The organism is Lysinibacillus sp. RS11 (assembly GCF_042019215.1).
GTDB classification, from domain to species: Bacteria; Bacillota; Bacilli; order Bacillales_A; family Planococcaceae; genus Lysinibacillus; species Lysinibacillus xylanilyticus_A.
Map to the genome: position 1 here is coordinate 2,947,531 of NZ_CP168124.1, position 23,191 is coordinate 2,970,721.

Below are 23,191 nucleotides of genomic sequence, written 5' to 3' on the forward strand. Positions count from 1 at the left end.
GCGTAGATAAACAATTGTGCAGATTATGACTTATCATAAACAGCTACTAGTTTCATCTCCTATCGCACTTGCTTAGGTGGGTCATCGCAGAAACTAGTAAGCAACGTTCATTCCAGCCAAAATCTATTTATCCGTCCGAGGCTTTAACTGTTTCACTAAGTATCCCTGCCACTTAGTGAATAAAACCACCAATATACAGAAGTTTGCCCTTTGTTTTAAAAAGCAGCTAGTTCTCGCATCGCGCGTTCTACTTTTTCAGGGTTGATCATGAAATACTTTTCCATTGTTGGTGCATACGGCATCGCCGGAACATCTGGTCCTGCTAGGCGTTGAATTGGTGCATCAAGCTCAAATAAACAATGCTCTGCAATGATTGCTGCAACCTCACTCATAATGCTGCCCTCTTTATTATCCTCAGTAACTAGTAAAACTTTACCTGTTTTACTTGCCGCCTCAATGATTGCTTCTTTATCGAGTGGATATACCGTGCGTAGATCAAGAATATGCGCGGAAATCCCGTCTGCTGCTAGACGCTCAGCTGCCTGTAATGCAAAATGGACAGCTAAACCATACGTAATGACAGTAACATCTTCCCCTTCACGCTTAACATCTGCCTTACCAATCGGTAATGTGTAATCGTCCTCTGGCACTTCACCTTTTATGAGTCGATAAGCACGTTTATGTTCGAAAAATAGTACTGGATCCTCATCACGGATTGCTGCTTTTAACAAGCCTTTTGCATCATACGGTGTGGATGGAATAACAATTTTCAAGCCAGGTGTTCCTGCAAAAAGTGCCTCTACAGATTGCGAATGATAGAGTGCTCCGTGAATACCTCCGCCAAATGGTGCACGAATAACCATTGGGCAAGACCAATCATTATTCGAACGATAGCGGATTTTTGCTGCCTCAGAAACGATTTGGTTAACGGCAGGCATGATGAAATCAGCGAATTGCATCTCGGCAATCGGGCGCATACCATACATCGCAGCACCAATACCAACTCCAGCAATGGCACTCTCTGCAAGAGGCGTATCAAGCACACGATATTCACCAAATTGCTCGTAAAGGCCTGTTGTCGCTTTGAAAACCCCGCCTTTGCGACCAACGTCTTCTCCTAAAATGAAAACACGCTCATCACGTTCCATCTCTTCCTTCATCGCTAATGTAATCGCATCAATATAAGACATCACTGCCATTACACGTCACCTCCGTCCACTGGTGCATATACGTATTTCAAAGCGTGCTCTGGCATTGCATACGGAGCAGCTTCTGCATAATCTGTAGCTTCATTCACCTCAGCCATGATCCGGTCTTCTATTTCAGCACGTATTTTTTCTGTCATAACTCCAGCATCCAATAGATACTTTTCAAATAACAGCACGGGATCCTTTGCCTTTCCTTCTGCTATATCCTCCGCAGTTCGGTATTGACGATCATCATCATCCGAAGAATGTGCCGTTAAACGATAAGTCACTGTTTCTATTAGACTTGGCCCTTCACCATTACGTGCACGATCTGCCGCTTCTTTGACAACCTTATACACTTGTAACGGACATTTTCCATCAACCGTAACACCTGGCATCCCATAGCCAATACCACGATCTGACACTTTCGCACAGCCTAATTGACGTTCAACTGGCACAGAAATTGCATATTGATTATTTTCTACCATGATAATTACTGGAAGCTTATGAACCCCCGCGAAATTCGCACCTTCATGGAAATCACCTTGGTTTGAAGAACCTTCACCGAGTGTAACAAAAGTAATAAAATCTTCTTTTTGTAGACGTCCCGCAAGAGCTACCCCCACCGCGTGTGGAACTTGTGTAGTAACTGGTGAAGAACCTGTTAAAATACGATTTTTCTTTTGTCCAAAATGTCCTGGCATTTGACGGCCACCGGAGTTAGGATCCTCCGCTTTGGCAAACGCTGATAACATCAATTCTCTTGGAGTCATTCCAAAATGTAACACAACACCCATATCACGATAGTACGGTGCAATATAATCTTTGTTATTATCGAGTGCAAAGGCTGCTCCTACTTGTGCTGCCTCCTGTCCCTGACAAGAAATAACAAACGGAATTTTTCCCGAACGGTTTAATAACCACATACGTTCATCTAGTCTTCTTGCCATTAACATCGTTTCGAACATTGCAAGTACATCTTCATTTGATAAACCTAAATCCTCATGCTTGATTTGAACATCTTGCATACGAACACCCCTTTCGTATTAAAAAAATACCTAAAGCATTTAAGATCACTCATGATAATACTTTAGTGATGAAATGTAGAATTTTAAAAATGAATAGCACGATGATCAACTGCTAAAGCTGATTCTCCTAACACCTCATTAAGTGACGGATGCGGATGAATGGCCTGACTAACTTCCCACGGCGTAGCATCAAGTAATTTGGCAAGTGATGCTTCTCCAATTAACTCTGTTACATGTGGTCCTACCATATGAATACCCAAAATATCATTCGTTTCTTCATCAGCAACAATTTTTACAAAGCCATCTGTCTCTCCATTAACTAACGCTTTTCCAATCGCCTTGAATGGAACCTTACCAACCTTCAATGTATAACCTTGCGCTTGTGCAGCACTTTCTGTTAAGCCAATACTTGCAACCTCAGGGTACGAATAAACGCATTTTGGAACCTTTAGAACATCAAGTGGCTCTGTTTTACCCGTTGCAATATGCTCAATTGCAGATAACCCTTCGTGTGAAGCAACATGTGCTAATTGTAAGCCACCGATCACATCCCCTATGGCATACATATGTGATTCCTTTGTTTGATACGAATCTTTGACTTTAATAAACCCATTTTCAACTTCTATCTCTGTATTTTCTAATCCAATACCTTGTGTATTTGCTTCACGCCCTACACAAAGCAATAATTTGTCTGCCTCAAATAATTCTTCCTTATCATTGACTTTTGCAGAAATGAAAACGTTATCATTTTCAATTTTCAAGGTACTCGTATCTAAGCGAGCATTGGTCACGATACGGACTCCTCTTTTTTCCAGCTGCTTCGTTACTTCTTTTACAATATCTGTATCCTCCGCAGGTAAAATGGATGGTCCATATTCTATGACTGTTACGTAAACCCCAAAATCACAAAGCATCGAAGCCCACTCAATTCCAATAACTCCTCCGCCCACAATTAACAATGACTTTGGCAGTTCTTCCATTTGCAGTGCATGATCAGAGTTCATCACATATTTACCGTCAATTGTTAGCCCTGCCATTCCTCTTGGTTTAGAACCTGTGGCAATGACAACATTTGTTGGTACAAGCATTTCATTTTCATCACCATTCGCCATTTCAACTGAAATAGTGCCAGGCATTGGTGAGAAAATGGACGGTCCTAAAATTCGCCCTGTTCCCTGATAAACGTCTATCTTACCTTTTTTCATCAGTGTATTCACACCTTGGCTCAATTGCTCAACAATCGCTTGTTTCCTAGCCTGCACTTTGTCGAATTGTAATGTAACCCCTTCAATATTTACGCCATATTCAGCGGATGTTTTAGTTGCCGTTCGATACACTTCTGCACTTCGAAGTAAGGCCTTACTCGGTATACAACCTTTATGCAAGCATGTTCCACCTAGACGTTCACGTTCAACAATGGCTGTTTTCAAGCCCAACTGTGCAGCGCGAATCGCTGCAACATAGCCTCCTGTACCTCCGCCTAAAATGACAACATCATAATTTTGAGCCATATTGATTCCCCCTTATGAGAAAAATGCTAAAGCATCCTATTCGCTTCAATCACATTCAGATGTGGTCGAGCTTTAGCTTATCTTCATTGAAAGCTATTCATTTACCATTTTAAAGGTAGAAGAAGTCGACAATGCGACTTCTTTCAACGACTATACGGTTCTTAACGACCGTTTAAAATATTTTTTTCATTTTTCAGGAATTGGCTACGAGACTTTGATACTCGAGCAATACGTTCCTCTGCTAAACGGTTAGCCGCTACATATGTCGGGATGCCGTCACGTTTAGAGATAGTGAAGATTTTTTCGATGCTATCATAAATGCCTTCAACACGCTTCATCGCACGCTCACTATTATATCCATATAATTCATCAGCTACATTAATTACACCACCTGCATTGATCACATAATCAGGTGCATAAACTATTCCTAATTCATGTAAATAATCGCCATGACGAGAATCTTGTAATTGGTTATTGGCAGAACCAGCGACAACCTTTGCTTTTAGTTGCGGGATCGTTTCATCATTTAAAATGGCACCTAATGCACAAGGTGAGAAAATATCAACTTCCTGTGAATAGATTTCCTCTGGTGCCACAGCAGTCGCACCAAAATCATTCACAACTCGATCAATTGCCGCTTTATTAATATCTGTAACAACAAGTTTTGCCCCCTCATTATGTAAATACTCGCAAAGCTTGTAGGCAACATTTCCAAGCCCTTGTACAGAAATTGTACGTCCCTCCAGTGAATCAAATCCAAATGCTTCTTTTGCCGCTGCTTTCATACCACGGTAAACTCCATACGCCGTTACTGGAGATGGGTTTCCTGATGAACCAAATGCCGGAGAAATTCCCGTTACATAATTTGTTTCCTCATGAATTAAATCCATATCTGTCACTGTTGTACCAACATCTTCTGCTGTAATATAGCGACCATTTAGCCCTTGAATGAATCGTCCTAGTGCACGGAACATTTCTTCATTTTTATCTTTAAATGGGTCACCGATAATGACCGTTTTTCCACCGCCAAGGTTTAAACCAGCTGCAGCATTTTTATAGGTCATCCCTCGTGCTAAACGCAATGCATCCTCAATTGCATTTTCTTCTGATGCATATGTCCACATACGTGCCCCGCCTAGTGCTGGTCCAAGTGTTGTGTCATGGATCGCGATAATCGCTTTTAACCCTGATGCTTCATCTTGGCAAAATACCAATTGTTCATAATCATACTTTTCCATATACTTGAAGATTTCCATGAAAACTCGCCCCTTTGCTTTGGAAAGTGCATCCCCAAATGCCCATCCCAACTCAGTATAATAAATGTTTAACAATGGATAATATTGCTCCATTTATTTTTACAATACTCACAATTTCGCAATTTATCAACTATTATTACACTTTCTTGTTTAAGTAAGAATTTTCTAAACATTCAGTTACAGTTACTAGGTTTATATTTTACTTGCAGTAAGGTTCATCCGTTACATAGATTTACTAGCTTCCTTGACATTCCAATATCCACAGGTACAATTAAAGTTAGGTATAAGGAGGGACATGCATGGCTCGTTTTGCTGCATTTATTGTAATGCTTATTCCAGGCCTTATGGCTGCGGGTGGCATTAAATTCATGCGTGATACATTATTTGGTAAGCTCATCTCACCTTTCCCATTTTTATGGCTGCAATTCGTCGTTGGCATTATTTTCTTTGTTATTGGCTTTGGCTTTTTCGCAGGATTTTTACTTCATCGCGATCGAAAAAATGGAAAAGTGGCCCCGCGCTTCCAAAAAAAATAAAAATAGCTATCCAAATAAGTCACGACAGACTTACTGGATAGCTATTTTTTTCTTACATATTTTTTTGTAACGAAAGCATAGCGTTAGCACAAATATTTTCTGTAACAAAGCACAGCGGCAGCTACAAATGTTTTATCTGTGCGAAAGCGTAGCGGCAGCAACAATTACGTCAAGGTGAAATGGATTAACGTTGCTGTTTCGCAATTACTTTATCAGGATAATCAGTAATCCAACCTATTACGGCTGGATGCGGATTCGTTAAAAATGTTTCATTACCATCAATCGCATAAAAACGACATGCTTTATTACTTGCTACACACGCCTCTATAAACCTAGGTTTATAATACCTTTTATGCATATGCACGCTGTCAATAGCTTTATAATCACTGAGCAAATCCCATTTTAATTTCTTTGTTGCGATAAGTGCTGTTTCATATTCTGGCTTATATTGCTTTACAATCTCCAGTAGCTCGTAGTGAAATGATGAAAAATGGCTACCTACAGGAAAAGTAAGATCATGAAGTATTTGAATGAGTGCGCTTTTATTATCTAGGACTGTCGATTTTAATTCGATATTTAAGGGTAGTTGTTGCGAATTTGCCCATGCTAAAACTAGATCAAACGTTGGTATTTTATACGTTGAAAATAATCGCTTCCATGGCTTTCCAAGTTTAAAGCTTAGTAGCTCCTCTATCGTACATTCATTCACAAGTTTATTGATGCCAACCAATCTTGACAGCTGTGGATCATGATACACAACCGGAATTCCTTCTTTTGAAAGCTGGATATCTAATTCAATGCCATCTGCCCCTAGCTCTAATGCCTTTTCAAATGCCTTAAAGCTATTTTCAAGTGCATACGCTGAAGCCCCACGGTGTGCAAATACTGGAATGAACGATTCTTTAGACATTTAACTCACCAAATTCAATTAAGAATTTACCATTTGTCATTTTACTTAAAAAAGATGATTTTTTACCAATTTGAATAAAGGTACCAGGATGAGCTTCCTTTTTCACAATAATTTCCTCTTTCCCAGCATGACGCATTTCATCCATCGCTAGTTTAATCTCACGATCATGTGTGGCCGCTTCCGCCTTCAATTTGGCTAAGCCTTGTTTTGTTTCCTCAAATGTAGCTATCTGTTCCTTAGACATTTGGTTAAGGAATGGTAGTAAGTTTTTAATTTTCGTCTCGTGCTCTGAAATTTCTAATTGCAGTTGCTTCAGATGCGTTGCCTTCCCTTGTATAACGGAATAGCTTTCCTGTTTATTGATGCTTTCGATGATTAAATCAGTCCGACGCTCTAAACGATTCCCAGAGATGGCAGTGACGATTGTATTCTTGGCTACTGCACGACCACCAATTATTTTCCCTTTTCGTTCGTCCACATAGATAGAATGTGCAGAGAGCTGTGATCCCAATGCATATGATCCTATATGAATACTGTCAGCCGCAACTAAATTCGCCTCATTAACATGCTTCACGAAAATATTGCCGCCTGCCTCTACAAGAGTTGATCCTAGGCCAAAAATTCCTCCTCGAATGTAGACATCACCTTCAATGGATTTAATTAGTTTGGCACCGCTTACACCTTCAGCACCCTCAATGGAAATATCTCCAGTAGCAATGACTGTATAACCCGATATAACTGTTCCTTTTATGCTAAGAGAGCCATTAAATTCGAGATTCCCTGTTTCAACGCCAACATCTCCATGAATTGGCAAATGTCTATTAACACCAATCATGCCCTTAACATCATCTAATACTCCAGCTATTTTCGAACGGATTACAACTTTTCCATCCTCTTCCACTTCATAAGCTGATTTTTTATCGTACCGTATAGGAAAATCTCGACCTGGTACAGCAGCCATAATTTCACCTAGTACATTTTGTCCTGGTTTACCTAATGTCGCAGGGATTTTCTCGCCTAGCCATGAACCCTCGGAAATTTCAGAAATAAAGTTCATGTCATAATAATCAGCTTTCCCATCTTCGCTAATTAACGGCTTTCTCTCGGGTTTAGGTAAATATGTAATTTGTGCATCGGTTCCTGTTACAGGATGTGTTCCTTGAGCAATTAAAAATGCTTTTCCTGGCTCAATCTTTGAAATATCGAAATCTAAAATTCCGTGGACAATTCCTTCGTTTTCGAGTGTTTCCAAAATTTGCCGAGTCAAATTTTCTTTATTCTTTAAAATAAAATCATGTGTTTCATTTATAAATATAGAGGCAGACATTTTATCTCGTGCAATTTCTGCTTCAACATTCGGAAGCCAACGACCAATTTCAACAGGGTTTGTATTTGCTGTTGCTAAAACATTCTTTAATATTGAAAAATTAGACAATTTAAGTCGGGGATGACTTCGTAAAATACTATCAAATTCTTTTAATGGGAAACCAGCACTGTATGTAAGTATAAATACCTTGCCATTTTCTTCTGATAATTCGAAGTTATCATTTCGAACTAGTATCAAGCTACCTCCTCCTTTCTTCTAACTGTAAGTATATACAATCTATTTACATTTGTTTAGAGACAATTGTCACTACTGATGAAGAAAATATACCTACTTTATCAGTAAAACATGTACACACCCATTCCATTTTCCTCACCTTCATTAGTCAATACAGACTATAATAAAGGTATTTTTTTACTAAACGACAAATTTACACCTTTATTACAACAGGTAATCATTGTGAATAATAGGGATATTTACTAAATCACAAATTAATTCATACAATATGTAATCTTTCTATCATAATTTTTATAACCCTGCATACGTCTTCAATACTAGAAATACGTATTATAAACAGACTAAATGAAAGAATAATAAGGCTACGAGTTATTCCCTCTTGTCGTAAATGTAGTAAGTTTTTCACCATCAGTACTCGATGATTCATTATAAACCTGGAGGAAAAAAAGTCTCAATACGAATATGACCGCCTAGTTGTTCGACATCTAGAAGTTGATCTCGCGTCATATAGTAAATGCTCATGCTCCCGTTAATTCCTAGTCGGACTTCAAATAAATTATTCTCTACCTGCGTTATCTCTAACGAATTGTTATCGTCAAGTTGAAAGTTTACGCTTTTCATATATTATCACCTCGTTCAATTATAACGGATTACTAATCAATAAAAAGAATCAACAGCTTAGATTTAAACTGTTGACCATTAAAATTTATAACTAACCTAATACATATTCTGCTAATACACTTTGAACTTTATAGATGTTAGTCGATTTATTAAAATGTTTCTGTATTGGGATCTGACTACTTGAAACCCAAATTTTTAATTCAGCATCTAAATCGAATGTTCCCGCAGTTTCAACTGAAAAATGAAGAATATTCTTATATGGAATTGAATGATATTCTGTTTTCTTTCCTGTTACTCCTTGTTTATCGATTAAAATAAGTCTTTTATCCGTAAAAATAAAGGTATCCCTTATAATTTTATATGCATTTTTAATTGTCTCATTCGGTATTAATAAATCTTTCACTTCTTCTTGTAATTTTTCAAAATTTACTTCGCTTGCGTTACCTATAATTCCATCAAATAACCCCATTTCAATTCCCCCTTCAAATGTTCATTCTTTATTTAAAATATGAGATTAATTTTCCATACATTCAATACGTTACAGGTAATCTCCAAATGCTTAAAACTCGATCATAAGCAGGAAACATCGATAAGGAAAATAAAAATAAGCTCATCACCATAACGTGTGGTTGATTTCCGTTCCGACTGAGCGCTTTGTTGCTGTCGCTTCGCTTTCGCACAGATTAAACATTTGTTGCTGTCGCTTCGCTTTCGCACAGATTAAACATTTGTTGCTGTCGCTTCGCTTTCGCACAGATTAAACATTTGTTGCTGTCGCTTCGCTTTCGCACAGATTAAACATTTGTTGCTGTCGCTTCGCTTTCGCACAGATTAAACATTTGTTGCTGTCGCTTCGCTTTCGCACAGATTAAACATTTGTTGCTGTCGCTTCGCTTTCGCACAGATTAAACATTTGTTGCTGTCGCTTCGCTTTCGCACAGATTAAACATTTGTTGCTGTCGCTTCGCTTTCGCACAGATAATACATTTGCTGCTGACGCTTCGCTTTCGCGCAGAGCAGAGCTTCCTGGGGGCGTCTGATGAGCCGCTTCACTCGCGTTGCTCGCTCCAATCAACCTATATATATGACATACGTTTTAGCAAATATCATCCACAACTATTGGTGATGAGTAGAAAAGTAGGCGCTTTTAGATTCCAAGGAAAAATGCACCATATAATACTAAGTATTGATTTTTAGACATGAAAAAGGCAGTAATTTATCATATAGCCTTTTACATTCTAAATCTAAAGTATTTTTGTGGCAGTTTTGACATTTTCGATAATACTTTCAAATTCACCACATTCCTCAAAATCAGGAAATGCGCTGAGTTTTCAAAAACAATGAAATTTTTGACTGGTACTTTGATTAAATCGAAATACTTTCTTGATACATGCATTGAAACTTGAAGCATAAAAAAATACGCCCCCTCAAACAGTCGGCATAAAACTGTCTAAAAAGGCGTTACATAGTAGTAGTATAAGTGCAATAATTAATTAGCTTAACCATCATTCTCAGTAACGTCTGACATCTATAATTTCATTTAAAACAACGTTTAACTAGCCATCATGTCGATGCGAATCTTGTCCGCAATCATGGCGATAAATTCACTATTTGTCGGCTTCGACTTTAAATGATGTACGGTATAACCAAACATCGACGAAATCGATTCATAATTGCCACGATTCCATGCGACCTCAATGGCATGACGAATCGCGCGTTCAACTCGTGATGGAGTTGTATTGAATTTTTTAGCGATTTCTGGATATAAAATTTTCGTCACAGAGCCTAATAACTCGATATCTTCGAACACCATCTGAATAGCCTCTCGCAAATAAGAGTATCCTTTAATATGCGCAGGAACGCCGATTTCCTTAATAATAGCTGTGATCGTGCTATCCAATTGATGTTGATTTAATTTTTGAGGTGCTGCCGGTTGTAAAACACTTGTCTTTTTCGGAAGTGTTGCCTTCTGTCCTGCACAGTTTAAAATCTTTTGAACCAATTGATCAAATTCAAATGGCTTAAGCATAAAATAGGACGCACCTAAGTCTACAGCCTGTTTCATGACATCTTCTTGACCAAAAGCAGTTAACATTATTACTTGAACAGATGACATTTGTTCATTTTGATACATTGACTCCAATACAGCTAACCCGTCAAGATGCGGCATGATAATATCTAGCAGCAAAATATCTGGTTTAAATTCCTCCAACATTTGCAAACAAACTTTACCATTTGAAGCAGTTGCAATTATTTCAATTTCTGGATGCCCTTGAAAATACTGCTCCATCGTTTTCAATAACTCACGATTATCATCTGCAATTGCTACTTTTACCTTTGTCATTTCAATTCCTCCTTCTGAACTTTGCTTTGAATCACCACAAAGCGTCACACTACCCCTTATGCATTTTTTAGCACACTGTGGAAGTTTCGACATTTTTGTTTTAAAAACCTTTTCTATTTCCAAAAATGAGTATGTAGTCCGATAATTTCTTTTTTTATCGACAAGTTATGATAAATATTAACAAATCGTTGTTTGCTACTACTAATTATTTTAGTGAAAAAATTGAGATATAACTACAGTTTTTTTAAAGAATCGCTAATCCCTTCATAAATAAACGAAATACTTGGAGAACGAAATAATAAATAGCACTTTCATGAAAGAATGGAGCCGCCATATGGTATGGTAGCTCCATTCTTTCATGATGATTTTTTTAACATTTCTGCTACTGTAATTGCTGCGCCTTTTTTAGGTTCCTCCACAAACATATGTGTAACCGCACCTACAAAACGACCGTCTTGAATGATAGGACTGCCACTCATTCCCTGCAAAATACCACCTGTTTTTTTAATGAGCTTTTCATCAGATACTATGAATTCAAGGCGTTCATTTTCGACCTTTGTTATTTCAATTGTAAAAGTTTCCACCTTACTGCCCTCGATCGCGGTGTAAATTTCAGCTTTCCCTTTCTTTATATCCTTTTCATGCATAATTTCAATTGCTTTAGGCAAACTTTGTGGATAACCGTCTTCCCAACGGCCAAAAATTCCATAAACTGTATTTTTATCTATACTCCCTAATCGTTCCTGATGTTTTTTAATGGAGGATATTTTATAGCCGGGTTGACCAGGTATGCTTTTACGAATTTGTTGAATCGAAGCTAAGAAAATGGAACCAGCATGAAAAACAGGGGCTTCTTGTAAGGTTGAATCGACGATTTGATGGCCTAATGCACCGTAATTTTTTGTCTCTGGATCAATGTATGTCAATGTTCCTACTCCATCTGTTTCATCTTTTAAAAATGAAATAACATGTTTTGCTTCTTTCTCCTGTAAATCCAGCGTTATTTCTTTTCCTTCACTTTTTATCGTCCATTTCTGTTGTCCCTGCTGAGCAACAGCTTTTTTGGCGTCTGCAAGTGTTTTTACAGAAATATCATTTATTTTTTCAATAACAGCGCCTCCCTTCATCCATTGATTGGAAGCTAATAGCACATCATGCGCTACGAAAACATGTGATAACTGAAGTTGAATTCCAATTGCTTCGCCCATCGGAATAAGCTTTTTGGCGGCAAAAGCCTGTACGGGCATGAACAATAAAACGATGAGCATAGGCAAAATGACAAATTGACGCCAACGACGATACATACGACACCTCCTTTTCATTTTTGTCTTTTTACTATGTGTTGTTGTGGCATTCTTATAAGCGGTAAATATTTGTGCAAAAAGAAAAAAACCAGAAACAACGGAGCTGTTTCTGATTTTCTTCGCTATCTCATTTGTTTTTTTCGTTCATTAGCCATATTTAACAGCTCTGTAGCGTGCTGCAAAGTTAACTCTGTAATTTCTGCTCCAGATATCATCCGGCTTACTTCTTCAATACGTGCATCTGTATCTATTTCCAACAATGACGTAAATGTTCGATCATGTTCGACTTCTTTTTTAATAAAATAATGATGATCTGCCATCGCAGCCACTTGTGGTAAATGCGAAATACACAAAACTTGAGAGTTGATGGATATTGCTGCAATTTTTTCTGCAATTGCTTGCGCTACACGACCGCTTACACCTGTATCTACCTCATCAAAAATAATGGACGTTATGCCATTAGAGGAAGAGAAAATCGTCTTTAGTGCAAGCATCATTCGCGATAACTCTCCACCAGAAGCAATTTTCGGTAAAGATTTTGGTGGCTCTCCTACATTCGTTGAAATATAGAAAATTACTTGGTCTTTACCATTCGCATCAAAATAAGGCAACTCATCAAAATTAACAATAAATTTTGCTTTTTCCATATGTAATTCACGTAGTTCAGCCATAATAGCTTCACTTAAATTATGTGCAGCAGCCTTTCGAACAGTAGAAAGTTCTGCAGCAAGCTCATTTAGCACCGCTTCCATTTTCAGTAATTTTTGTTCTTTTACTTGCAAAATTTCATCGCGATTTAAGAGCTCATTTAGCTCTGTTTTAATTTTATCATAATACGCTAATATCTCTTCGATTGTTGAACCATATTTGCGCTTCAAATTTTGTAGTAAGGCTAAACGTTGCTCCACCTCATTTAAACGTGCTGGATCAAATTCTAATTCATCTAACACATTTTTAACTTGGTAAGCTGCATCCTGTAATGCATAAAATGCAGTAGTGACAGATTCTGAAGCCTCTTTAAATTGCTCGTCAACGTTTGCAGCATCTTCTAAGGCGCCCATTGCATTGCCAATCCAGTCAAGGCCCTTTGATTCACCTTGAATAGCTTCATATGCTGCATTTGAACGTTCAAAAATCTTATTGAAATTCATAAGACGACGACGTTCATCAAGAAGCTCATCTTCCTCGCCAAGCTTTAATTTGGCATCCTCTAGCTCTTTCATTTGGAACTGGTACAAATCAATACGCTGTGCCATTAACTGTTCATCAATCGAAATCGAAGCTAATTCTTTTTTAAGTGAACGATATTCATCATACTGGGAACCGTACAAGTCTTGAATTGGTGTAAGTTGTTCCTCGGCAAAGTGGTCAAGCAAATAGATATGCTGTTTCTCATCCATGAGTTCTTGGTTTTCATGCTGTCCATGAATATCGATGAGGCTAGCTCCAATCTCACGTAGTACAGACAATGGCACAAGCTTACCGTTTACACGACAAACACTTTTACCAGAATCATTTAAATCACGGCGCAAAATAATCGTATCTTCTTCAATTTCAATGCCTGCATCTTCAAGTTTCTTATAAACAGGATGCCCAGAACTCGAAATTTGAAATAAACCACCTAATTCAGCCTTTTTAGCTCCATGACGAATAAATTCAGAATTCCCTCGGCCGCCAGCAAGTAAATGCACTGCATCTATAATAATTGATTTTCCTGCACCTGTTTCACCTGTTAAAACAGTTAAACCACCTGAAAAGCTAACTGTTAAATCCTCAATAATGGCAAAGTTTCGAATACTAAGCTCTCTTAACACAAAATGTCACCTCTGTATCAAATTACCTTGCTATTTTATAGCATGTCTAATAAGCGATTTTTTGTATTTTCACGCTCATTTTCATCACGACAAATAATTAAAATAGTATCATCTCCAGAAATAGTACCTAAAATTTCTGGCCAATCTAAATGGTCAAGCAGTGACGCAATCGCATTGGCATTACCTGGAAGAGCCTTCATTACTAAAAAGTGAGATGCACCATCAATGCTGACAAAAGCATCAGCCAACGCACGATGTAATTTTTGTACAGGATTGAAACGTTGATCTGCGGGCAAACTATATTTATAGCGTCCATCTTGTAATGGCACTTTCACAAGATGAAGTTCTTTTATATCTCGTGATACCGTTGCTTGTGTCACATTATAGCCTGCATCCTTTAAAAAATCGACTAAATCATCTTGTGTTTCAATTTCATGATTGGCAATAATATCCCGAATTCGTATATGTCTTTGTCCTTTATTCATGTTGGTCACCTCTTATAAATAGTTAGTTATTTGTATATTCATACTACCATTTTATACAGCAAAGCACAAGAAAAAACACGGCTCAGTAAACGAGCACGTGTTATTTCAGTGCACTATGCGCTTCTTCAACGAGTGCATTAAAAGCTGTATATGCAGGGATTTCTTCATGATCAATAGAATTCACTAAATGGAATAAAAATTCAATATTCCCCTCTCCTCCTGTAATTGGAGAAAACGAAGCATCCTTAACGACAAAGCCAACCTCCGTTGCCATTGCAGCTGTTTTTTCTAAAACTTCTAGATGTACTTTTTTATCGCGGACAATACCTTTTTTACCGACATTCTCTTTTCCAGCTTCAAACTGGGGCTTTACTAGCGCCATTACATCGCCACCTGGCATTAACAGCGTTTTTAAGACAGGTAAAATCAGCGATAATGAAATAAAGCTGACATCAATTGTTGCAAAGTCTGGTAAGCCTTCTGTTAAATCTGGCGCTGTTGTATAACGGAAATTTGTTTTTTCCATTACGGTTACACGTTCATCAGAGCGAATTTTCCAAGCTAATTGGTTGGAACCAACATCTAATGCATAGCAGTGTCTTGCGCCATGCTGTAAAGCACAGTCTGTAAAACCGCCTGTAGAGGAGCCAATATCGAGCATTAGCTTCCCTTCTACAGAAATATCAAAAATTTGCAGTGCCTTTTCTAGCTTTAAGCCACCACGACTAACATATTTTAAATCAGAACCTTTTACTTGCAGTGGTGCGTCTATTGCTATTTTCTCCCCCGCCTTATCGATGCGAGTTTCATTAGAAAAAACAAGCCCTGCCATAATAGAGCGCTTTGCTTTTTCACGTGTTTCACATAGCCCACGCTCTACAAGTAAAATGTCTACACGTTCTTTCGGATTTTTTGTCATTATTTATTCAAACCTACTTGCTGTTTTTGTTGAAGTAACACTTGCATACGTGCCACTGTATCTTCAGCCGTCATATGAATTTCAGCGAGTAGCTGATCTACATTGCCATGCTCAATAAATTGATCTGGGATACCCATACGATCGATCAGTGCACCTAAATAGCCATGGTCATGGGCGAATTCTAATACTCCGCTACCAAAGCCACCTTGTAGAACTGCTTCTTCAATCGTTAATATTGGCTTACGACTAGATAATAAACGATGGAGCATATCCTCATCCATCGGTTTAATGAAACGAGCATTAACTACTTCTATCTCCACACCTTGCTGTGCTAGCATATTGGCCGCTTCCATTGCCATTGGAATCGTTGTACCAAAGGTTAAAATCGTTGCATCTTTACCTTCACGTAATACTTCCCAGCTGCCAATCGGTAAAGTTATTAGCTCATCATCTAACGGAACACCTACCCCATTACCTCGTGGATAACGTAACGCAATTGGACCGCCATCATAGTCAATAGCTGTTTTTACCATATGCTGACCTTCATTTTCATCCTTTGGCATCATAATTGTCATATTTGGGATATGACGAAGGAAAGCAATATCAAATACACCTTGATGTGTTTCACCATCTGCGCCAACTAAGCCAGCACGATCAATCCCGATAAAGACATTCATGTTTGGACGAGCGATATCATGCAGTACTTGATCATAGGCACGTTGAAGGAATGTTGAATAAATAGCTAAAAACGGCTTCATTTTTTGTGTTGCTAGACCGGCCGCCATCGTAGCTGCATGTTGTTCAGCAATCCCTACATCAAAGAAACGTTCTGGGAAATCCTTTTGAATTCCTTGTAATTTCGAGCCTACTGGCATTGCAGGAGTTATTGTGACTACTCGTTTATCCTCATGTGCAATTTTGCGGACAGTCTCAGCAATCAAACTACTCCATGCAGGACCTTTTGCTTCTGATTTTACAAAGGCACCATTGTCAATCTTATAAGGGCCTGTACCATGCCAATTACCAATTGTATCTTCTTCAGCAGGTTTATAACCTTTGCCTTTTTTCGTAATAACATGAACGAGCACTGGGCCTTTTACTTTTTTAGCTTGTGATAATGATGCCTCAAGAGCATCAAAATCATGTCCGTCAATCGGTCCTAGATATTTAAAACCTAACTCCTCAAAGAACACACCTGATACCACTAAATATTTTAAGCTATCTTTTAAGCGCTCAGCAGTTGAAGCAAGCTTACCACCAAGCAAAGGAATTTTATTAATTAGAGATTCCAGTTCTTCTTTTGCTTTTGAATATTCCTTGGCTGTACGAAGACGTCCTAGTACACCGTGTAACGCTCCGACGTTTGGAGCGATTGACATTTCATTATCATTTAAAATGACAATCATATTTGTTTTGGCGTGGCCAATATGGTTTAATGCCTCAAGCGCCATACCGCCAGTTAACGCTCCATCTCCAATAATTGGTATCACGAAATTCTTTTCATTTTTAATATCACGTGCTGCAGCCATACCCATGGCTCCTGACAAAGATGTCGAGCTATGACCTGTTTCCCACTCATCATGTTCACTCTCCACAAGCTTTGGAAAACCACAAAGCCCTTGAAACTGACGTAATGTGTCAAATTGACTCGCACGACCTGTCAAAATTTTGTGCACGTAAGCTTGGTGGCCTACATCCCATAAAAACTTATCTTGCGGACTGTCAAACATTTTATGGAGCATAATCGTTAACTCCACAACACCTAGGTTCGGCCCGATATGACCGCCTGTGACAGAACATTTTTCGATTAAGAAAGTACGAATTTCTTGTGCAAGTTGCTCAAGACCCTTCTTATCTAAGTTTTTTAAAAAGGATGGACTAGTAATTTTATTTAAATCCACCTTTCTCACACACCTTTTCAATAAATTATTCACCGTAATTGTGTTTCCACCATTATAACAGTGTTATCAATATGCTAAAAGTACGAACACTTTACTGTTTGCACATCGGCAAACGCCCTCACCTATTCTAGCATATTCTTTGCCCTAAACGCCTTGATTTTCTCCTAGTTTTTACGATGAACAATATAGGCTGCAAACTCACGTAATAAGCTGACATCTACTTGTAATTTCTCTAACGCGTTAATGGCGTGCTGATAATGCTCAGCAAGCTTTTCTTTTGCTCCATCTAAAGATAACAGGGCTGGGTACGTGCTTTTATCACTCGCTACATCCTTACCTGCAGTTTTACCTAGTTCTTCTGTAGTTCCCTCAATATCTAAAATATCATCTTGAATTTGGAAGGCCAGGCCAATATGATGCGCATATTCCTTTAAAATTGTGCGCTCTTCTTGCGTTACATCAGCTAATACAGCTCCAGCTTCAATACTAAATCGTAATAAAGCACCCGTTTTATTAACATGGACATGCTCTAGCTCAGCTAAGTTTAGCTGACGTTTTTCACCTTCCATATCGAGTACTTGACCTCCAACCATACCTTCTGCACCCGCTGCTTCACTTAAAAGATTGACAAGCTCAATACGTTTTTCAGCTGACACATCCATGCGTGCTAAAATGCCAAATGCAAGTGTATTCAAAGCATCCCCTGCAAGTGTCGCTAGTGCTTCACCATATACTTTATGATTTGTCGGCTTACCTCTACGGAAATCATCATTATCCATGCTTGGTAGATCATCATGAATTAACGAATACGTATGAATCATTTCAATAACTGATCCTACCGTTAACCCTGCCTTCAAATTCTTATTATATAGCTCAAGTACAGCCATTACGAAAAGAGGACGAATACGTTTTCCTCCAGCTTTTAATGAATACAGCATCGATTCTTTTAAATCGGCTGGTGCATCAATTTTCTCAACAAGTGCAAACATTTCAGCTTCAACTTGTGGTATGTTGCTTTCAATAAAATGTTTTAATTGCTCGTTCATTTCTTAGTTCTCTCCCTTTAGTGGATCAAATGCTGTAGTCTCACCTGTCTCTTGGACAATTGAAATTAACTGCTCCTCAGCATGTTGCAGCTTGCTATGGCAAAATTGTGATAGCTCCATTCCTTGTTTATATAAATCAATCGCGTTTTCCAATGGCACATCACCTTGCTCTAGCTGGCGGACAATTTCCTCAAGTGCCGTCATGGCTTCTGCGAATGTTTGTTGTTTCTCTGCCACAATTATTCCTCCTCATTATTTGGCAAAATCTTTACCACATCAGCAATAACCTTCCCATCATGGAAGGAAAGTGTTAATTGATCATGCGGCTTTACATCAGCGGATGATTTTAACATTTCATTTTCTTTATAAGCTACCGTAAAGCCCCTTGTTAAAATAGCAAGTGGATTCAATGCTTCTAAAGTTCTGACAGTTGCTTCAAATTGTTGTTTTTGCTTCGTTACATAATGTGTTGAAGCACGTGTCAATTGTTGGATGCGTGTTTCAAGCTCCCGTTGATAGAAAGTTAGTGCCTTTTTCGGTGAATGCTGCTCCACCGCACTATGTAATTGCTGGAGCTTTGCAGTTTTCTTCATCACATCAACTTGCATCGCTTTTTGTAACCCCGATTCAAGCTGTGCTAGCTTTTCCGTAAACGGTCGATATAGACGTTCTGGCATCGACAACGGATAAGATTGTTGGAGTTTATTTAGACGCTGCCGTTCAGCCATAAGTTGCGCCCTTACTATTTGATGGAGCTGTGATTTTTGTGTAAGTACACGCTGAAATAAATCCTGTTGATCAGGTACAGCCATTTCAGCGGCGGCTGTTGGTGTCGGTGCACGTAAATCAGCTACGTAATCAGCAATAGTTGTATCGGTTTCATGGCCTACCGCACTAATAATAGGTATTCGACTACCAAAAATAGCTCGCGCGACAATTTCCTCGTTAAATGCCCATAAATCCTCTATCGATCCACCACCTCGTCCAACGATAAGAACATCACAATTAGCATCAATATTTGCTCGTTCAATATTATGAACAATGTTTGGCGCTGCTTGTGCTCCCTGTACAAGTGTTGGATAAATTAATATTTCAGCAAGCGGATAGCGCCGCTTTAACGTTGTACAAATATCTCGAATGGCTGCTCCTGTTCTTGATGTTAACACACCAATTTTTTCAGGAAACCTAGGAATCGGTTGTTTCCAGTCTGGTTTAAAAAGCCCTTCTTTTTGTAACTGCTCTTTTAGTTGGTTAAAGGCAACGAACAAGCTACCAATTCCATCTGGCTGCATTTCCTGTACATATAACTGATATGTACCATAGCCTTCGTAAACGTTTACATCTCCACGGATAAATACTTGCATACCTTCCTTTGGTTCAAACGCTAATTTCGTAGCTGCTGTTTTAAACATCGTAGCCGCAATTCGCGCTCCATCATCCTTTAAAGTAAAGTAGATATGCCCTGATTGATGAATCTTGACATTCGAAAGTTCTCCCTTTACGTAGACTTCACGTAAATGCGGATCAGCATCAAATTTTCGTTTAATATATTTCGTTAATGCTTTCACTGTTAAATAAGAAGCGGATGTCATTTTTTCGGCTCCTTTACTAAAATCAAGTTTTTCACAAAACTACAACTATCATAACATTTTTTATTGCACCTGACGTGCCAAAATGCAGTTTTTGCTAGAAAATACGACTGTCTTTCATACTACTGAAAACCTTACTATAACATATCTATTGAATAGAGGCCTTACTATAACTTCTTTAAAACGGCTCATCACCATAACGTATGGTTGATTTTCGTTCCGACTGGTCGCTTTCCTGGGGGCAAAGTTATGAGACCTTCATGTTGTTATTAATACTATTATGTCAATGAAATTAAGCTGTCATAATTAAATAAAATATGAATCTCCGGCAAAATGAGGGGTTGATTTCACTTAACATGTATCTTCTGACATGACCCAAAAGTTCACAAATAGACAAATAAAAAAACCATCTCAATCAAAATTGAGATGGCTGTTAGCAAACTTATGAGTCTTTCAAATTATTGTTTAACTTTACTCGCAAGCTTATTTTCTGCTGCTTGAACTGTGTTGAAAAGTAACATAGTAATTGTCATTGGTCCCACACCGCCTGGTACAGGTGTAATATGAGACGCAATTCCATCAACCTCACTATAGTTTACGTCACCGCAAAGCTTGTTGTTTTCGTCGCGATTCATGCCGACATCAATAACAACTGCTCCTTCTTTAACATGCTCTTTCGTAATAAATTTTGCACGTCCAATTGCTACAATTAATATGTCCGCTTGTTTTGTGAATGATGGTAAATCCGGTGTTTTCGAATGCGTATATGTAACCGTTGCATCCTTTTGCAGTAGAAGTTGTCCCATTGGTTTACCAACGATATGACTACGTCCTACAATGACCGCATGTTTCCCTGAGATGTCAATCCCTGAATACTCAAGAAGCTTCATCACTCCAAACGGCGTACAAGGTAAAAATGTTTCTTGACCAAGCATCATTTTCCCAACACTTACTGGTGAGAAGCCGTCTACATCTTTTTCAACAGCGATTGTAGCAATAACAGTATCCTCATCAATATGTTTTGGGAGTGGTAATTGTACTAAAATACCATGAATATCTTCGCGATTATTTAATAATTCAATTTGTGCTAATAATTCTTCCTGTGTCGTTTCTTCTGCTAGTTTAATCAGCTCTGAAAACATACCAATGGCTTCACAAGATTTTTGTTTATTTCTCACATATGTAGCTGAGGCTTGGTTGTCTCCTACTAAAACAACCGCTAAGCCTGGTGTTAAGCCTTGCTCTTTTAAACGCGATACTCGCTCTGCTACTGAATTACGAATTTCTTGACCAATTTCTTTACCATTAATAATTGCACTTGACATAAACCTTAGTTACTCCTTCCAATTCCACACATTTTTATTGTTCTGTAAATTTAGAAAGTACGCCATTAACAAATTTTGACGAACTTTCGTCTCCAAATGTTTTGCATAACTCGATTGCTTCATTAAGTACTACTCTTTTTGGTGTTTCTGGCATGTATAAAAGCTCGTATACAGCTAGACGTAAAACCGTTCTTTCAATTTTGGGTAAACGGGCAAGTGACCACTTTTCAAGATGCTGTTCTAAAGTAGCATCGATTTCCTCCAAATGTTCAGCTGTTCCAGTAACAATCTTTTCGTAGAAGACATTTGTCGGTTGACCTTTAATATGCCCCATTGCTTCTTCGACTGTTAGATCGGTATTGTCTAGCTGAAACAAAACTTGCAACGCTTTTTCGCGTGCCTCATGTCGTTTCATGTAAAGCTCTCCTTCTTAAGTGGCATTAAGGTTTATAATAGCATAAATTCGTACAAGAAACACGAATTCAAGCAAGTTTTCAATAATCTGAAACCTTTTTCAAGCAACTTTGTGCTTATTTTAACACCCAACAATCAACTTTATGAGGTTTAATGTTGAAAATGATCATCTACCAATATTGTTTAAATATCAAAAATGTTATAATGAAGGAAATAAAATTTCATCTTCTGAGGTGTTCAATATGCATTATGAAGTTCAATGCACAAGCTGTAAAAGAGCATTCACATTATATGAATGCGAGGAGCAATAAAAGCAATTGTTAGAGCGAAAATCCCGTCTATTTTATTGCGAGGATCGTAAACATAATACACTTTGACGCCATACGAAATTTCTTTAGCCATTACTAGTGGAGGCAATATATGAAAGAACATTATTATACAATTGGTGAAGTTGCCAAGCTCTCTAATTTATCAGTGCAGACCTTGCGATACTATGACCAAATTGATTTATTTAAACCAGCATATATCGATACTTTGACGAATTATCGTTATTATCAAGATAACCAAATCTTTTATTTAGATATTATAAAATCTCTTAAGTATATTGGTATAGCCCTTGAAGATATAAAAAAGGCACTCGGATTAACCTCGGGAGAATTGCTAAGTTTTTTAGAGCAACAGGAACAACGTATAGAGGAAAAAATTTCACGTTTAAATGAAGCAAAATATACTTTGCATAAAACAAAAAAACAACTACAAGAGCAAATTGATATCCCTGTCTTCGGAGAGGTTTACGTTCAAGTAGAAGAAGAAATGTCCATTTTACAAGTGACTACTACAGAACTTACACCTATTTCTAACACGAATACTCACTATGCTACACTAATAAAAATCATTGAAAACGAAGGAAGTGTCTTAAATAGTCGTTACGGTTGTATTTATCCATTAGCCCCGTATTCAAATGTTAATGAAATTATTTATGATGCTATCTTTACACCGCTATTAACTGAGCGTACATTTTCTCAGCTTTCTCCAAATGTTAAGCAAACCATTAAACCTGCGGGCAAATATGCATGTATTGCCTTTATCTATCATCCTGATACATATTTTTCATTTTATGAAAAACTAAGAAAACACGTAGAGGTACAACAAAAAAACTTTGAATCAAAAGTATATGAACTCTACATGCCTGCGACATTAACTTCTGAGCATGAAAAGAAGTTTATTGTCGAATTAAAAGTTAGACAACAAACTCTCTAATCTAATCGTGCCCTCGCATAAATTTAATTGGATTAACTTGTATAACTGTTCATTGATTCTTCCACACTGAAATAAAACGAATAAAATAAAACAAATCTTTTGACCCTATAGTTACTATAGGGTTTATTGTATAACGTGGAAATATTTTAGTAGATTTAAGTGAAGTTTGAAGGAGAAATG

General features: G+C 38.0%; 23 protein-coding genes. 2 read left to right on the top strand and 21 right to left on the bottom strand.

The annotated features are described in order from the left end of the window. Positions 1-215: 215 nt before the first annotated feature. The 4 genes from AB9L17_RS15135 to AB9L17_RS15150 form a co-directional block, all read right to left on the bottom strand. The gene (locus AB9L17_RS15135; protein ID WP_068984749.1) at positions 216-1,199 is read right to left on the bottom strand and encodes an alpha-ketoacid dehydrogenase subunit beta; all 984 of its coding nucleotides are present in this window, start codon (positions 1,197-1,199) and stop codon (positions 216-218) included. After that, entirely contained in the window at positions 1,199-2,215 is a 1,017-nt protein-coding gene (locus AB9L17_RS15140) for a thiamine pyrophosphate-dependent dehydrogenase E1 component subunit alpha (RefSeq protein WP_068984750.1), read from the bottom strand. Before AB9L17_RS15140 ends, AB9L17_RS15135 begins: the two co-directional genes overlap by 1 nt. An 83-nt stretch (positions 2,216-2,298) precedes the next feature. Further along, a complete protein-coding gene (gene lpdA, locus AB9L17_RS15145) occupies positions 2,299-3,726 on the bottom strand; it encodes a dihydrolipoyl dehydrogenase (protein ID WP_223553389.1) in 1,428 nt (475 codons plus the stop codon). A gap of 161 nt (positions 3,727-3,887) precedes the next feature. Continuing rightward, complete coding sequence (locus tag AB9L17_RS15150) at positions 3,888-4,982, bottom strand: Leu/Phe/Val dehydrogenase (RefSeq protein ID WP_068984875.1); 1,095 nt, start codon at positions 4,980-4,982, stop codon at positions 3,888-3,890. A 299-nt stretch (positions 4,983-5,281) separates the two neighbouring features. On the opposite strand from AB9L17_RS15150, the gene AB9L17_RS15155 reads away from it, so the two are divergent. Then, complete coding sequence (locus tag AB9L17_RS15155; RefSeq protein ID WP_068984752.1) at positions 5,282-5,518, top strand: DUF2627 domain-containing protein; 237 nt, start codon at positions 5,282-5,284, stop codon at positions 5,516-5,518. Positions 5,519-5,702: 184 nt separating this feature from the next. Here the strand turns inward: AB9L17_RS15155 and AB9L17_RS15160 are convergent, their stop codons facing one another. The 17 genes from AB9L17_RS15160 to nusB form a co-directional block, all read right to left on the bottom strand. After that, positions 5,703-6,428, bottom strand: a complete 726-nt coding sequence (locus tag AB9L17_RS15160) for a glycerophosphodiester phosphodiesterase (RefSeq protein WP_068984753.1) — start codon at positions 6,426-6,428, stop codon at positions 5,703-5,705. Further along, positions 6,421-7,992, bottom strand: coding sequence for a DUF342 domain-containing protein (locus AB9L17_RS15165; protein WP_068984754.1), 1,572 nt, complete (start codon positions 7,990-7,992; stop codon positions 6,421-6,423). The genes AB9L17_RS15160 and AB9L17_RS15165 overlap by 8 nt, the downstream gene beginning before the upstream one ends. Positions 7,993-8,415: 423 nt before the next feature. Beyond that, positions 8,416-8,610, bottom strand: a complete 195-nt coding sequence (locus AB9L17_RS15170) for a hypothetical protein (RefSeq protein ID WP_223553393.1) — start codon at positions 8,608-8,610, stop codon at positions 8,416-8,418. Positions 8,611-8,701: 91 nt separating this feature from the next. Next, on the bottom strand, positions 8,702-9,079 hold the full coding sequence (locus AB9L17_RS15175) for a PH domain-containing protein (protein ID WP_068984756.1): 378 nt from the start codon (positions 9,077-9,079) through the stop codon (positions 8,702-8,704). Positions 9,080-9,223: 144 nt separating this feature from the next. Continuing rightward, positions 9,224-9,364 (bottom strand): hypothetical protein, encoded by a 141-nt coding sequence (locus AB9L17_RS15180; RefSeq protein WP_375199355.1) that lies wholly within the window; start codon positions 9,362-9,364, stop codon positions 9,224-9,226. A gap of 114 nt (positions 9,365-9,478) precedes the next feature. Continuing rightward, positions 9,479-9,685 (bottom strand): hypothetical protein, encoded by a 207-nt coding sequence (locus tag AB9L17_RS15185; protein WP_375199356.1) that lies wholly within the window; start codon positions 9,683-9,685, stop codon positions 9,479-9,481. 477 nt (positions 9,686-10,162) lie between these two features. Continuing rightward, complete coding sequence (spo0A, locus tag AB9L17_RS15190; protein ID WP_068984758.1) at positions 10,163-10,954, bottom strand: sporulation transcription factor Spo0A; 792 nt, start codon at positions 10,952-10,954, stop codon at positions 10,163-10,165. 356 nt (positions 10,955-11,310) lie between these two features. Continuing rightward, positions 11,311-12,258 carry a SpoIVB peptidase S55 domain-containing protein gene (locus AB9L17_RS15195; RefSeq protein ID WP_068984759.1) on the bottom strand — a complete coding sequence of 316 codons (948 nt, stop codon included), beginning with the start codon at positions 12,256-12,258 and terminating at the stop codon, positions 11,311-11,313. 122 nt (positions 12,259-12,380) lie between these two features. After that, a complete protein-coding gene (gene recN / locus AB9L17_RS15200; protein WP_375199357.1) occupies positions 12,381-14,072 on the bottom strand; it encodes a DNA repair protein RecN in 1,692 nt (563 codons plus the stop codon). A gap of 35 nt (positions 14,073-14,107) precedes the next feature. Then, complete coding sequence (ahrC, locus tag AB9L17_RS15205; protein ID WP_054612951.1) at positions 14,108-14,557, bottom strand: transcriptional regulator AhrC/ArgR; 450 nt, start codon at positions 14,555-14,557, stop codon at positions 14,108-14,110. A 100-nt stretch (positions 14,558-14,657) separates the two neighbouring features. Then, positions 14,658-15,476, bottom strand: coding sequence for a TlyA family RNA methyltransferase (locus AB9L17_RS15210; RefSeq protein WP_375199358.1), 819 nt, complete (start codon positions 15,474-15,476; stop codon positions 14,658-14,660). After that, positions 15,476-17,377, bottom strand: a complete 1,902-nt coding sequence (gene dxs, locus AB9L17_RS15215) for a 1-deoxy-D-xylulose-5-phosphate synthase (protein ID WP_068984762.1) — start codon at positions 17,375-17,377, stop codon at positions 15,476-15,478. The genes AB9L17_RS15210 and dxs overlap by 1 nt, the downstream gene beginning before the upstream one ends. Positions 17,378-17,541: 164 nt before the next feature. Beyond that, positions 17,542-18,423, bottom strand: a complete 882-nt coding sequence (locus tag AB9L17_RS15220) for a polyprenyl synthetase family protein (RefSeq protein WP_223553428.1) — start codon at positions 18,421-18,423, stop codon at positions 17,542-17,544. Positions 18,424-18,426: 3 nt separating this feature from the next. Next, on the bottom strand, positions 18,427-18,660 hold the full coding sequence (xseB, locus tag AB9L17_RS15225; RefSeq protein ID WP_053597070.1) for an exodeoxyribonuclease VII small subunit: 234 nt from the start codon (positions 18,658-18,660) through the stop codon (positions 18,427-18,429). A gap of 2 nt (positions 18,661-18,662) precedes the next feature. After that, positions 18,663-20,015, bottom strand: coding sequence for an exodeoxyribonuclease VII large subunit (gene xseA, locus AB9L17_RS15230; protein ID WP_375199359.1), 1,353 nt, complete (start codon positions 20,013-20,015; stop codon positions 18,663-18,665). A 455-nt stretch (positions 20,016-20,470) separates the two neighbouring features. Continuing rightward, entirely contained in the window at positions 20,471-21,337 is an 867-nt protein-coding gene (folD, locus tag AB9L17_RS15235) for a bifunctional methylenetetrahydrofolate dehydrogenase/methenyltetrahydrofolate cyclohydrolase FolD (protein WP_068984765.1), read from the bottom strand. A 34-nt stretch (positions 21,338-21,371) separates the two neighbouring features. Then, complete coding sequence (gene nusB / locus AB9L17_RS15240) at positions 21,372-21,752, bottom strand: transcription antitermination factor NusB (RefSeq protein WP_068984766.1); 381 nt, start codon at positions 21,750-21,752, stop codon at positions 21,372-21,374. A gap of 419 nt (positions 21,753-22,171) precedes the next feature. Between nusB and AB9L17_RS15245 the strand changes: the two genes are divergently transcribed. Then, on the top strand, positions 22,172-23,011 hold the full coding sequence (locus AB9L17_RS15245) for a MerR family transcriptional regulator (protein ID WP_375199360.1): 840 nt from the start codon (positions 22,172-22,174) through the stop codon (positions 23,009-23,011). The last annotated feature ends 180 nt before the right edge of the window (positions 23,012-23,191 follow it).